This window comes from Pseudomonas lutea, from assembly GCF_000759445.1.
Classification (GTDB): Bacteria; Pseudomonadota; Gammaproteobacteria; order Pseudomonadales; family Pseudomonadaceae; genus Aquipseudomonas; species Aquipseudomonas lutea.
In genome coordinates this window covers 228,413-242,214 of record NZ_JRMB01000004.1, presented here as the reverse complement: position 1 = coordinate 242,214, position 13,802 = coordinate 228,413, and the positions used below count along the sequence as shown (strand labels likewise).

The 13,802-nt window shown below is 60.3% G+C and carries 11 protein-coding genes and 1 pseudogene; 3 read left to right on the top strand and 9 right to left on the bottom strand.

From position 1 onward, the window contains the following. Positions 1–115: 115 nt before the first annotated feature. From LT42_RS23850 to LT42_RS23825, 6 genes are all read right to left on the bottom strand, one after another. A complete protein-coding gene (locus LT42_RS23850; protein WP_037019012.1) occupies positions 116–3,136 on the bottom strand; it encodes a sarcosine oxidase subunit alpha in 3,021 nt (1,006 codons plus the stop codon). Further along, on the bottom strand, positions 3,133–3,447 hold the full coding sequence (locus LT42_RS23845; RefSeq protein ID WP_037019009.1) for a sarcosine oxidase subunit delta: 315 nt from the start codon (positions 3,445–3,447) through the stop codon (positions 3,133–3,135). The genes LT42_RS23850 and LT42_RS23845 overlap by 4 nt, the downstream gene beginning before the upstream one ends. 15 nt (positions 3,448–3,462) lie before the next feature. Next, entirely contained in the window at positions 3,463–4,713 is a 1,251-nt protein-coding gene (locus LT42_RS23840; protein WP_037019006.1) for a sarcosine oxidase subunit beta family protein, read from the bottom strand. 15 nt (positions 4,714–4,728) lie between these two features. Beyond that, positions 4,729–5,982 carry a serine hydroxymethyltransferase gene (glyA, locus tag LT42_RS23835; RefSeq protein ID WP_037019004.1) on the bottom strand — a complete coding sequence of 418 codons (1,254 nt, stop codon included), beginning with the start codon at positions 5,980–5,982 and terminating at the stop codon, positions 4,729–4,731. A gap of 316 nt (positions 5,983–6,298) precedes the next feature. Beyond that, complete coding sequence (gene alaC / locus LT42_RS23830) at positions 6,299–7,516, bottom strand: alanine transaminase (RefSeq protein ID WP_037019002.1); 1,218 nt, start codon at positions 7,514–7,516, stop codon at positions 6,299–6,301. 270 nt (positions 7,517–7,786) lie between these two features. Next, positions 7,787–8,527, bottom strand: coding sequence for a TraX family protein (locus LT42_RS23825; RefSeq protein ID WP_037019001.1), 741 nt, complete (start codon positions 8,525–8,527; stop codon positions 7,787–7,789). Between the two features lie 99 nt (positions 8,528–8,626). Between LT42_RS23825 and LT42_RS23820 the strand changes: the two genes are divergently transcribed. Further along, complete coding sequence (locus LT42_RS23820) at positions 8,627–9,667, top strand: threonine aldolase family protein (RefSeq protein ID WP_037018999.1); 1,041 nt, start codon at positions 8,627–8,629, stop codon at positions 9,665–9,667. Positions 9,668–9,938: 271 nt separating this feature from the next. Here LT42_RS23820 and LT42_RS23815 read toward each other — a convergent pair whose 3' ends face one another. Continuing rightward, the gene (locus LT42_RS23815) at positions 9,939–10,241 is read right to left on the bottom strand and encodes a cell division protein ZapA (protein WP_037018997.1); all 303 of its coding nucleotides are present in this window, start codon (positions 10,239–10,241) and stop codon (positions 9,939–9,941) included. Continuing rightward, positions 10,238–10,471 carry a hypothetical protein gene (locus tag LT42_RS23810; RefSeq protein WP_037018996.1) on the bottom strand — a complete coding sequence of 78 codons (234 nt, stop codon included), beginning with the start codon at positions 10,469–10,471 and terminating at the stop codon, positions 10,238–10,240. Before LT42_RS23810 ends, LT42_RS23815 begins: the two co-directional genes overlap by 4 nt. A gap of 290 nt (positions 10,472–10,761) precedes the next feature. Here LT42_RS23810 and LT42_RS26630 point away from each other — a divergent pair. Continuing rightward, positions 10,762–11,559, top strand: a pseudogene (locus LT42_RS26630) (MCP four helix bundle domain-containing protein); the annotation flags it as partial. Continuing rightward, complete coding sequence (locus LT42_RS26625) at positions 11,542–12,414, top strand: methyl-accepting chemotaxis protein (protein WP_414705595.1); 873 nt, start codon at positions 11,542–11,544, stop codon at positions 12,412–12,414. The pseudogene LT42_RS26630 and the gene LT42_RS26625, both read left to right, overlap by 18 nt. Before the next feature lie 114 nt (positions 12,415–12,528). Here LT42_RS26625 and gbcB read toward each other — a convergent pair whose 3' ends face one another. Further along, positions 12,529–13,629, bottom strand: coding sequence for a glycine-betaine demethylase subunit GbcB (gbcB, locus tag LT42_RS23800; RefSeq protein WP_037018991.1), 1,101 nt, complete (start codon positions 13,627–13,629; stop codon positions 12,529–12,531). Positions 13,630–13,802 lie beyond the last annotated feature (173 nt).

The following is a 13,802-nucleotide window of genomic DNA, read 5'->3' as shown; positions in this document are numbered from 1 at the left end:
AGTCATCGCGGACCGCGTTCCGGGTCGGGCATGGAGCGCAGCCTGTAGGAGCCGGCTTGCTGGCGAACCGATCAGGCGGCGGGGGTGTTCAGCAATACCCCGCTCGCCCGTCCCGTCACTCCACGTTCTGCTGCTCGCCCTTCGGATCGAAAAACACCGACGACACGATTTCGGCCTCGATCACCGAGCCATCCGCCAACGGTGCGAACACCCGCTCACCCATGCGCTTGAGCCCGCCCTTCACCACACCCATGGCGAACGAATAACCCAGCGAGTTAGCTGCATAGCTGGATGTCACGTGCCCAACCATCTTCATCGGAATCGACTGCTTGGGGTCGAACACCAACTGCGCGCCTTCCGGCAGCCATTTATTCGGGTCAACCGGCTTGAGTCCGACCAGCTGCTTGCGATCTTCACGCACGCAGTCCTCACGGTTCATGCCGCGCTGGCCGATCCATGAAAACGGTTTGGTACGGCCGACGCACCAGCCCATGTTCAAGTCATCCGGGGTCATCGAGCCGTCAGTGTCCTGGCCGACGATGATGAAGCCCTTCTCGGCACGCAATACGTGCATGGTCTCGGTTCCGTAAGGCGTGAGGTTATACGCTTTGCCCGCTTCCGCGATTTTCTCGAGAACACCCATGGCGTAGTCAGCCTGGATGTTTACTTCGTAGGAAAGCTCACCGGTGAAGGAAATCCGGAACACGCGAGCCGGCACGCCAGCGACCAGGCCTTCTTTCCAGGTCATGAACGGAAACGCATCCCGGCCCAGATCGATGTCGGTCACTTCGCTGAGCAGCTTGCGGCTGTTGGGACCCGACAGCGTCAGGGTCGCGTAGTGATCGGTGACGGACGTGAAGTACACCTTCAGGTCCGGCCATTCGGTCTGCTGGTAAATCTCCAGCCACTGCAGCACCCGAGCAGCGCCGCCGGTTGTGGTGGTCATGATGAAATGGTTGTCGGCGATGCACGCGGTCACGCCATCGTCGAAGACCATGCCGTCTTCCTTGCACATCAGGCCGTAACGCGCTTTCCCCACGTCCAGCTTGGTCCAGGCGTTGGTGTAGATGCGGTTTAGAAACTCCCGCGCATCCGGACCTTGAATGTCGATCTTGCCCAGCGTCGAGGCATCCAGCAGGCCTACGCTATCGCGAACGGCTTTGCACTCGCGGCGCACGGCAGCGTGGATATCTTCGCCAGCTTTGGGGAAGTACCAAGGACGCTTCCACTGACCGACGTCTTCGAACTCAGCGCCGTTTTTCACGTGCCAGGCATGCAGCGCGGTGAAGCGCACCGGCTCGAAAATGTGCCCGCAATGCCGTCCGGCAATGGCGCCAAACGTGACCGGCGTGTAATTCGGGCGGAACATGGTGGTGCCCATTTCCGGTATTGAAACGTTCAGCGAGCGGGCTGCAATCGCCAGGCCGTTGACGTTGCCCAGCTTGCCCTGATCGGTACCAAAGCCCAGCGCGGTGTAGCGTTTGACGTGCTCGACCGATTCGAAACCTTCGCGCGTTGCCAACTCGATGGCTGCGGCGGTGACGTCATTCTGCAGGTCGACGAATTGCTTGGGCGCCCGCGCGGTGCCCTTCTCGTGCGGCACTTGAAACAACGCCAGCGTCGGTTCCTCAACGCGGCTCAGCGCCTTTGGCAACACGCCTTCAACGGGTTGGAAACCGGCCTCGCTGGCCGCACGAACGCCGCCCTCGAAACCGTCGGCCAACGAATCGCCCAGTGCATAGACGCCGTTTACACCCCCCACGCACACCCGTTTTTGCGGCGCCTCCCCCGGCACGAAACCGAGAATGTCTTCGCGCCATACCGGCTTACCACCCAAATGCGAGGCCAGGTGGACGATCGGGCTGTAACCGCCGGAGCTTGCGACAAGATCGCAATCCAGCCATTCGCCAGGACTGGCGACCTTGTGGGCTTTGACGTCGATGGCCGCCACGCGGGCGCCGCTGACGCGTTTGTTGCCCCGGGCTTCGACCACAGCGCTGCCGGTAAGAATACGGATGCCTTTGGCGCGGGCCTCCTCAACCAGCGCGCCACGCGGGTTATGACGCGCATCGGCGACAGCTACCACCTGAAGGCCGGCGTCGAGCCAGTCCAGCGCCACGCGGTAGGCGTAATCATTGTTGGTCGACAGGACCAGTTTCTTCCCGGGCGCCACGCCATAGCGGCGCACATAGGTGGAGACGGCCCCCGCCAGCATGTTGCCCGGCACGTCGTTGTTGCCATAAACCAAAGGACGCTCATGGGTGCCGGTCGCAAGGACCACACGCTTGGCGCGAACACGGTGCATGCGCTGACGCACTTGACCAATCGGGGCGCGGTCGCCCAGATGATCGGTCAGCCGCTCGTGAATGGTCAGGAAATTATGGTCGTGGTAACCGTTGACGGTCGCACGCGGCAGCAAGGTGACATTGGCCAGCCCTTCCAACTCGGCAACCACCGTCGCCACCCAATCCGCAGCTGGCTTGCCGTCCAGGCTTTCACGGCTGTCCAAAAGACTACCGCCGAACTCTTCCTGCTCATCCGCCACGATGACACGCGCACCACTGCGCCCTGCCGCCAGTGCCGCCGCGAGGCCAGCAGGGCCCGCGCCGACCACCAGGACGTCGCAGTGCTGATTGAAGTTGTCGTAGGTGTCTGGATCCAGCTCCGTCGGCGAGCGACCCAGGCCCGCTGCCTTGCGAATGTACTTCTCGTAGGTCATCCAGAACGACTGGGGGTACATGAAGGTTTTGTAGTAGAAACCCGGCGGCATCAGCTTGCCGCCGACCTTGCCGAGAATGCCCATCATGTCGGTGTTGACGCTCGGCCAGCCATTGGTGCTGGTGGCGACAAGGCCCGCGTACAACGCCTGTTGCGTGGCGCGCACGTTGGGGATCTGCGTGGCTTCGGTTGCGCCGATCTGCAGCACGGCATTCGGTTCTTCGGAACCTGCCGCGAAGATGCCCCGAGGGCGAGAGTATTTGAAGCTGCGGCCAATGATGTCGACGCCGTTGGCGAGCAAGGCCGCCGCCAGCGTGTCACCTTCGAAACCCTGGTAGCTCTGACCGTTGAAATTAAAATTCAGGGCCTTGCTGCGATCAATGCGGCCACCATTGGGCAGGCGATTGGACTGGCTCATGCCTGATCTCCCTTTCTGATCGCAGGCGATGGGTTAACGAACTGCGGCTGCACGCCGATTCGGTAGGTTTCGAGAATCTCGTAGGTCACGGTGTCTCGCGTGGTGTTGAAGTACTGCCGGCAGCCCGCCGCGTGAATCCACAACTCATGGTGCAGACCGCGTGGGTTGTCGCGAAAGAACATGTAGTCGCCCCACTCCTCGTCAGTGCAGGCAGCCGGGTCCAGCGGACGCGCGATGTGAGCCTGACCGGAGACGTGGAATTCCTCTTCGGAGCGCAGTTCGCCACAGTGAGGACAGAAGATATGCAGCATGGGAAAAGTCCTCTGTTAGTGGGCTACGGCCGCAGCGCCGTGTTCATCGATCAATGCGCCGTTGTGGAACCGGTCGATTGAGAAAGGTTTGGCCAGCGGGTGCATTTCGCCCTTGGCCAGGCTTGCCGCAAATACGTTGCCTGAGCCCGGCGTGGCCTTGAAGCCACCTGTGCCCCAGCCGCAGTTGAAGAACATGTTCGCCACAGGCGTTTTGGAGATGATCGGGCAGGCGTCCGGCGTGGTGTCGACGATGCCGCCCCATTGACGGTTCATGCGCACCCGCGACAGCACCGGAAACATTTCGACGATGGCCTGAATGGTGTGCTCAATCACGGGATAGGAACCGCGCTGACCGTAGCCGAGCCAGCTGTCGATACCCGCACCGATCACCAGGTCGCCTTTGTCCGACTGGCTGATATAGCCGTGTACGGCGTTGGACATGATCACGCTGTCGATAATCGGCTTGATCGGCTCGGACACCAGTGCTTGCAGCGGGTGGGATTCCACCGGCAGGCGGAAGCCGGCGAGCTTGGCCATGTGGCCGGAGTTGCCCGCAGTGACTACACCGACGCGCTTGGCGCCGATGAATCCCTTGTTGGTTTCAACGCCAATGCACACGCCGTTTTCCTTGCGGAAGCCGGTCACTTCGGTCTGCTGAATCAAATCCACGCCCAACGCATCGGCGGCGCGAGCAAAGCCCCAGGCCACGGCGTCGTGGCGCGCGACACCGCCGCGACGTTGCACGGTGGCGCCAATGATCGGGTAACGGGTGTTTTTCGAGCAGTCGAGGTATGGAATCTCGTCGGCCACCTGCTGGCTGTTAAGCAACTCGCCATCTACGCCGTTGAGGCGGTTGGCGCTGACGCGGCGCTCGGAGTCACGCATGTCCTGCAGGGTGTGGCACAGGTTGTAAACGCCGCGCTGGGAAAACATGACGTTGTAGTTGAGGTCCTGAGACAGGCCTTCCCATAACTTCATCGCGTGCTCGTAAAGATGCGCGGACTCGTCCCACAAGTAGTTGGAACGCACGATGGTTGTGTTACGTGCCGTATTGCCACCGCCCAACCAGCCTTTTTCGACCACGGCGACGTTGGTGATGCCGTGCTCTTTGGCCAGGTAATAGGCCGTCGCCAGGCCGTGGCCGCCGCCGCCCACAATGACCACGTCATAGACTTTTTTGGGGGTCGGCGTGCGCCACATGCGCTGCCAGTTTTCGTGATGGCTGAGGGAGTGTTTGAAGAGGCCGAAGCCCGAGTAATGCTGCATGGTGCGACTCCTGACTCAGCGGTAAACCGGGAAATCGGCGCACAGCGCGGCGACTTGGTCGGCAACGTTGGCCTCGACATCGGCGTCACCGAGGTTGTCGAGGATGTCGCAGATCCAGCCTGCCAGCGTGATGCATTGAGTAACTTTGAAGCCGCGGGTGGTCACCGCCGGAGTGCCGATGCGCAGCCCCGAGGTCACGAACGGCGATTGCGGATCGTTTGGTACGGCATTTTTGTTGACGGTAATGTGCGCGCGGCCCAGCGCTGCGTCCGCATCCTTGCCAGTCAGGCCCTGACGAATCAGGCTGACCAAAAACAGGTGGTTATCCGTCCCGCCCGAGACCACGTCGTAGCCGCGATCAATAAATACCTGCGCCATCGCCTGAGCGTTGTCGATGACCTGCTGTTGATAAGCTTTGAAACCGGGCTCCATGGCTTCTTTGAAGCACACCGCCTTGCCGGCGATCACGTGCATCAGCGGGCCACCCTGAGCGCCCGGGAACACGGCGGAATTAAGCTTCTTCTCGATCTCTTCGTTGGCCTTGGCCAGGATCAGGCCGCCACGTGGGCCACGCAGGGTTTTGTGAGTGGTGGTGGTCACTACGTCGGCGTATGGCAGCGGGTTGGGGTACAGGCCCGCGGCGACCAGACCGGCCACGTGGGCCATGTCGACGAACAGCAGCGCACCGACTTTGTCGGCGATCTGACGAAAGCGTGGGAAATCCAGAGTCTTGGAGTAGGCCGAAAACCCGGCGACGATCATCTTCGGTTTGTGCTCAACGGCCAGTCGCTCGACTTCGTCGTAGTCGATCAGCCCGGTGGCGACGTCGATGCCGTACTGCACGGCGTTGTACAGCTTGCCCGACGAAGACACCTTGGCGCCGTGGGTCAAGTGGCCGCCGTGGGCCAGGCTCATGCCGAGCAAGGTATCGCCTGCCTGCAGCAGCGCCAGATAAACCGCGCTGTTGGCCGATGACCCGGAGTGCGGTTGAACGTTGGCGTAATCTGCGCCGAACAGCAGCTTGGCGCGATCGATCGCCAGTTGTTCAACCTTGTCGACGTGCTCGCAGCCGCCGTAGTAACGCTTGCCGGGATAGCCCTCGGCATACTTGTTGGTCAGGCCGCTGCCTTGCGCCTGCATGACGCGCTTGCTGGTGTAGTTCTCGGAGGCGATCAGCTCGATATGGTCTTCCTGACGTTGCTCCTCGGCATTCATCGCCGCCAACAGTGCATCGTCATAACCTTGAATCTGGTCTTGCTTGCTGAACATCGCGGTTCTCCCAGCGGCGGCGCGGCGCCTGAATGATCGACAGAGCTTTGAACTGCCCTTTGAACCGATGTTAGGGCTGACGCAGACAGCCCAGATGCCTGCGCACGCCACGCAATGGTGCGTTTACGACATGGTTTGGCGGGGAGGGATAAATGAGCGGTTGCCGCTGCGCTTTGCAGGCATGGGTAGCGCGGTGTCAGGCTGTTTTAGCCGTCTGAATTGACGCCTTCGCGGGCAAGCGCGCTCCTACACGAAAGCGCAATGCACATGAAAATCCCCGGACGGGGCCGGGGATCTGGGTGACTCGATGTCGCGATCAGACAGCCTTGGCAGGCAACAGCCCATCCGCCCTGAACATCCCGCGAATGCCCCGCACGGCCTGACGAATCCGATCCTGATTCTCGATCAGCGCGAAGCGCACGTGGTCGTCGCCATACTCACCAAAACCGACACCCGGTGAAACGCAGACTTTGGCTTCGGCCAGCAGCTTTTTGGCGAACTCCAGCGAACCCAAATGCGCGTAAGCCTCGGGAATCTTGGCCCAGACGTACATCGACGCTTTCGGGTTTTCGACCATCCAGCCCAACTCATGCAGGCCTTTGACGAGCACATTGCGGCGCTGACGGTATTGCTCGGCGATGTCGAGCACGCATTGCTGGTCGCCTTCCAACGCTGCGATGGCCGCGACTTGCAGCGGCGTGAACGTGCCGTAGTCGTGATAGCTCTTGATGCGAGCCAGCGCGTTGACCAATTCGGGATTGCCGACCATGAAGCCGATGCGCCAGCCCGCCATGTTGTAGCTCTTGGACAGGGTGAAAAACTCCACCGCAATGTCCTTGGCGCCGGGCACCTGCATGATCGAAGGGGCTTTCCAGCCGTCATAGACGATGTCGGCGTAGGCCAGGTCGTGCACCACCAGGACGTCGTACTGTTTGGCGAGCGCTACGACGCGCTCAAAGAAGTCGAGTTCGACGCATTGGGCGGTCGGGTTGGACGGGAAACCGAGGATCATCATCTTGGGTTTCGGGATCGAGCCACGGATGGCCTTTTCCAGCTCGGCGAAGAAGTCCACGCCTGGCACCAATGGAACGGACCGCACCTGGGCGCCAGCGATGACAGCCCCGTAGATGTGAATCGGGTAGCTGGGGTTCGGCACCAGAACGGTGTCGCCCTGGTCCAGCGTGGCGAGCATCAGATGCGCTAGGCCCTCTTTGGAGCCGATGGTGACGATGGCCTCATCTTCGGGGTCGATGTCGACATCGTAGCGTTTCTTGTACCAACTGGAGATCGCCCGACGCAGACGCGGGATGCCACGCGAAGTCGAGTAGCCGTGAGTGTCTTCACGTTGGGCGACGGTGACCAGTTTCTCGACAATGTGAGGTGGCGTTGCCCCGTCGGGGTTGCCCATGCTCAAGTCGATGATGTCCTCACCACGGCGGCGAGCGGCCATCTTCAGCTCGGCGGTGATATTGAACACATAAGGGGGGAGTCGATCGATGCGCGCAAAGCGGCGCGGCGAACCTTGGTCTGCCATGGAAACCTCTCAAGACGTAAGCGCCCGGAACCGTCCGAGCGACGCTGGCCACTGCGGTGGCCTGAGGCGGAAGATACGGGCGGGGATGGCGGCTTGTCTAGAGCGATACTGCGAAATTGAGGGTGCACACACGGGCCTATTCCCGGCTAAAGCCGGTCCCACTGAATCACCGCGATTAAATAGTGGGACTGGCTTTAGCCGGGAAGGCGTCGGAGGTCACAACACAAAGCCCAGGGCGAACACGCTGCGTACATGTCCTCCAAATCACCGTCATTCGATGACCTGCCGCAGCCCGAACAACACCAAAAAATGCACCGGATAAATCAAGTAGGCCCACCGACGCATCGGCCACACACCGAACGCGGGGCGGCAGCGCAAAACGGCTAATCCAACAAGCGGGGCCAGTAAGCAAGCCACCAACGCTCCGATGGAAATCGGATCGCCCCACAGCATACCGTCGATAATCTTCGGCCATTCGTTGCTCAATAAACAGACGATTCCCGGCACAATCGCCAGCCATATCGAAGTGCGCAGCACGAGCACAAACGCCAGAGGCAGCAAAACCCCATACATGCCGAACATCAACTGCGGCCCAAACAGAACACCAATCGCCAAGGCAGCGATACCCAGCACTCTCGCCGGCCAGGCGCTGCTCAAGCCACCCTGCGCCACCAGCAAACCCAGCGCCAACGTTGGCAAGACATTGAGCGTGGTGACCTCTTCGGCCATATACAGCCGATAAGGAAGCTCCGCGATCACCGAAAACAGCGCCAGCCACGCCAGATATTTCCAGCGGATCGGCCGGGCAGCGCTTGTGCGGGTGCGCACGACATTTACCGCAATCGCCAGGCAAAACCACGGGAACGCCAGGCGGCCCGGGACGTATAACCAGTCAGCATCCCAGCCGACATAGCGCAGGTGATCCATCACCATGCTCAGCATTGCCAGCCACTTGAGCAGGTCCAGCGCGCGATCTCGCTCAGGTGCGGTTGCGGTTTTCAGTTCGGTCATGTGCCCTCGTTGTCTGGCTGAAATTTCTGACGCAAGAATGCATGACCAAACCGCTCAATCTTGGTTACAGTCGCAGCCTTCGATTACAGGGAAGCGGCCATGTCAGACCAAAGCCAGCAGTTTGCCAGCGACAACTATTCGGGAATTTGCCCGGAAGCGTGGGCGGCCATGGAGCAAGCCAACCACGGCCACCAGCGTGCCTACGGCGACGACCAGTGGACAGCGCGCGCGGCCGATCAATTCCGTCAGTTGTTCGAAACCGACTGCGAGGTGTTTTTTGCCTTCAACGGCACGGCGGCCAATTCCCTGGCACTCTCCTCGCTTTGCCAGAGCTACCACAGCGTCATCTGCTCCGAAACGGCCCACGTCGAAACGGACGAATGCGGCGCGCCGGAGTTCTTTTCCAACGGCTCCAAACTGCTCACCGCACGCAGCGAGAATGGCAAGCTGACCCCCGCTTCCATTCGCGAAGTCGCGCTCAAACGCGCTGACATTCACTATCCAAAACCCCGCGTGGTCACACTGACCCAAGCCACGGAAGTGGGGAGCGTCTATCAGCCGCAAGAGCTGAAAGCTATCAGCGACACCTGCAAAGAGCTGGGACTGAACCTGCACATGGACGGTGCCCGTTTCGCCAATGCGTGCGCATTTCTCGGCTGCTCGCCAGCCGAGCTGACCTGGAAAGCCGGCGTCGATGTGTTGTGCTTTGGCGGGACCAAAAACGGCATGGCGGTGGGTGAGGCGATTCTGTTTTTCAACCACAAGCTCGCCGAAGACTTTGACTACCGCTGCAAACAGGCCGGTCAACTCGCCTCGAAGATGCGATTCCTGTCTGCGCCGTGGGTAGGTTTGCTGGAAAACGACGCCTGGCTCAAGCACGCACGCCACGCCAACAGCTGCGCTCAACTGCTGGCTGAGCTGGTGAGGGGTATTCCCGGCGTGGAATTGATGTTCCCGGTGCAGGCCAACGGCGTTTTCCTGCAATTGTCCGAAGCGGCCATTGCCGCGCTAACGGCGAGAGGCTGGCGGTTTTACACCTTCATCGGCAGCGGCGGCGCTCGTTTCATGTGCTCGTGGGACACAGAAGAATCCCGCGTGCGGGAGCTGGCAGCGGATATCCGGTTGGTAATGGGGAGCTGAGTCTGTCTGGGGATTGCAGCCATTGTAGGAGCGCGCTTGCCCGCGAAAAATTGGACGACCACCGGGGATGTGGTGGTGGACTGAACCGGCTATTCGCGGGCAAGCGCGCTCCTACACGTTGGAACTTGGATTCGACAGCAGGGCCGCGTTCACTCCCACACAGACGGCGTTTGCTGCGCGACAGAGCGGCGTTTAGACGAGGCAAGTCGCCCTCGGATGATGCCTGTCGGCAGATCCTGCCTTAATCCTCACCTGGCGCCGGCGATGGAAATCAGCCCTGCGCAATCACCTTTTCAATCACCTCAACCGTCGCGCTGACCTTGTCTTCATAACGGCTCAGTGCCTGGGCGTGCTGCTGCTTGAGTTCGATCTGCCTGGAACACAGGTTCAACGCAGCCAGCACCAGAAGCCGATCGCCGATCAGCGTCGGGTAGCTGCGTTTGGTTTCGAACAACGCTGATTTGAGCATGGCGACCGCGTCCATCAAGGTCTGCTCCTGTCCGGCGGGCGCCTTGATCGTGTAGTCGTTACCAAGGATGGAAATAACCTTGGCGCCGTCCTGATCAGTGATCATGCGTCAACCGCACTGACGCTGGTAGCGCGGTCAACCAGCGCTTGAATACGCGCCGCCGTTGCGCCCTGCTTCTCTTCCTGCTCCATCAGACTCAACTGCAGACTGTCGTTGTCATCCCTGGCTTGCTTCAACGCATCGTTGAGCTGCGCGTTCGTGTTCTGCAGTTCCTGATTGTGCTGTACCAGGTCACTGACGAGCTTTTCCAACTGGCTTAGGGATGCTTCCAACATTTTGATATCTCAGGCAAATTTCAAAGGGCGCGTACGATAAAGAAAAGTCACTTTAGCTACCAGTGAAATCAGGGCAATTACGCCACTACACCGACCAACAAGCACTTCTACTGCTTCTATTCCGCAAAACGCATAACGGCCCTGATTGACTGCGTTTTTGCGATCTTGTTCCGGCTGTTCGTCAGATCAATGGCTGCGACATAAGCGCACAGCGAAGACAGGCGGCTTCAAGTCCCGATGGGGGCGTCCGATAACCCGTGCATCTCTGTCGCTTTTATCTTTCGCCTCGCATGGATCGCGGCCTTCCTGGAACCGTAATGTCCCTACGTAATTTGAATATCGCGCCCCGCGCCTTCTTGGGCTTTTCCGTCATTGGTCTGTTGATGCTGATTCTGGGCGTCTTCGCTTTGTCGCAGATGAACAAGATCAACAACGCCAATGAAGTCATGGCCACCAACAGCATGCCGAGCATCAAGGCGCTGGATAAGCTGACCGAAGGCAGCATTCGCCTGCGAGTGCTCTCCTATCGCCTGATGCTCAACCGCGAACCTGAAACGCTGCAGAAAACCACCGAGCTGCTGGCCATGCGCAACAAGCAGATCGACGACGCCCGTGCGATTTACGTCAAGCTGATCTCTGCGCCGGAAGAACAGTCTGCCTACGATCAGTACGTGCAGCTGCTCAATGACTACCGCCAGCTCGAAAGCCGCATGAAGTCGCTGAGCCAGGCCAACGACATGACCGAGCTGACCCGCTTGCTCAGCGCCGATCTGCAGATCAATTCGGACCAGATGAACGTGGCGCTCGGCAAGCTGGTGGAGATGAATACCCAGCAGCTCAATCAGGCCAGTGCAGATGCCAGCAAGCAGTACTCATCGGCATTCACCATGGTCGTCACGCTGCTGATCATTGCTACCGTGCTGACGCTGCTGTTCGCCTGGTTGCTGACCAAGAGCATCACCCAGCCCATCGATTCTGCGCTGAAGGCCGCCGAGGACATTGCCGAAGGCGACCTGACGCGCACCATCACAGTGGACGGTACCGACGAAGCGGGCCGTTTGCTGGCGGCCATGCTGAAGATGCAGTCCAAGCTGCGTGACACCCTGCAGCGCATTTCCGGTTCGGCGACTCAGCTGGCTTCTGCCGCCGAAGAGCTGAACGCCGTCACCGACGAAAGCGCGCGGGGCCTTTCCCAGCAGAACAACGAAATCGAACAGGCGGCCACCGCAGTCAACCAGATGACCAGCGCCGTGGAAGAAGTCGCGCGCAACGCGGTCAGCACTTCGGAAGCGTCGAAAAACGCCACCACGTCCGCCAGCGATGGCCGCGACCTGGTACAGGAAACCGTCAGCGCGATCGAGCGCATGAGTAACGATGTGCAAAGCACGTCCACGCTCATCGGCAACCTGGCAGACGAGTCCCGTGACATCGGCAAAGTGCTGGATGTCATTCGCGGCCTGGCCGACCAGACCAACCTGCTCGCCCTTAACGCCGCCATCGAAGCCGCCCGCGCGGGTGAGGCTGGCCGTGGTTTTGCCGTGGTCGCCGACGAAGTCCGTGCCCTCGCCCATCGCACTCAGCAGTCGACCAGCGAAATCGAACGCATGATCGGCAGCATCCAGGGCGGTACCGAGCAAGCCGTGAATTCCATGCGCAGCAGCACCGAACGCGCCGAATCCACGCTGAACATCGCCAAAGGCGCTGGCCTTGCGCTGGACACCATTAACAGCGCAGTCGTGGAAATCAACGAACGTAATCTGGTGATCGCCAGTGCTGCCGAAGAGCAGGCGCAGGTCGCGCGCGAAGTGGACCGTAATCTGGTGAACATCCGCGACCTCTCGACTCAATCGGCGACCGGTGCCAATCAGACCAGCGCTGCGAGTAACGAGCTGTCGCGCCTGGCCGTGGATCTGAACGGGATGGTTGCGCGCTTCAAGGTGTAAGCAACCCGTCGATCACAGTGTAGGAGCGCGCTTGCCCGCGAAAAAAACAACGCGGTCTCTCAGGTAGACCGCGTCATCGTTCATCGCGGGCAAGCGCGCTCCTACACAGCTCGATCAATACTCAATCCGCACATCTCCCTTTGGCACGCTGCAGCAGGCCAGGATGTAGCCTTCATCGACGTCGTCGTCAGTAATCCCGCCGTTGTGTTCCATCTCGACCTCCCCGCTCAGCTTCATCACCTTGCAGGTGCCGCAGATGCCCATACCGCATGCCTTGGGAATCATCAGGCCGAGCTTGGCGGCTGCAGCGTGGACGGTTTCGCCTGGCGCGACGCGAATACTCTTGCCGGTGTCGGTGAATTCCACCTGATGCAGGTCAGCGACATCCACATCGGGCGCATCAGCCGCCTGCTCGGCCTGTTCGACTGCGTCGGCGCGAGCCTCCGGAGGCGTCGCGCCAAATGACTCTTCATGGTACTGAGCCATGTTGAAGCCGTTGGCTTCAAGCAACCTTTTGACGGCGCTCATGTAAGGCGTCGGCCCGCAGCAGAACACCTCGCGCTCCATGAAATCCGGCGCCATCAGTTCAAGCATCTTCTGGTTCAGATAGCCCCGGTATCCTGCCCACGGCTCGCCCAACCCGTGCTTCTCACAGACGATGTGCAGCGAGAAGTTGTTGATGCGCGATGCCATCTGTTCCAGTTCGCGGTGGTAGATGATGTCTTTGGGCGAGCGCGAGCTGTGGACAAAGACCATGTCCACGTTGGCGTTGGTGTCGTAATACCAGCGCGCCATGGACATGACCGGCGTGATGCCGACGCCGCCGCTGAGGTAGAGGATTTTCGGATTCGGAAAGTCGATGGCATTGAACAGGCCCACCGGCCCGTGCACTGCCAGCTCCTGCCCTTCATGCAGCGTGTCGTGCAGCCAGTTTGAAACTTTGCCGCCAGGCACTCGCTTGATGGTGATCGAGAAACTGTACGGCACCGAGGGCGAACTGGAGATGGTGTACGAGCGCATGATCGGCACGCCGTCGATCTCCAGCTCCAGCGTCACAAACTGGCCGGGCTTGAAGAAGAACAGTATTGGCTGGTCAGCCATGAAGCAGAACGTGCGCACGTCCCAGGTTTCCTGGATCACTTTGACGACCCGCACCAGGTGCCGACCATTGGCCCACGTCTGGGTGTTGACCGGGCTCAGGAAACTCTGGGACATGCTCATTCTCCACGGCCGACGGTCGGCCTCTCATGGTGGCGATTCTGCGTAACGCAGGATCCGCCTATTTACCTATCAGCGACATTCACATACTTATGGCGACCAGCCCCGGTCTATAGGGGCTGCGCCGTCGGAAACGGATTCGGCCATGTCGCCCATGGACAAGATTCACG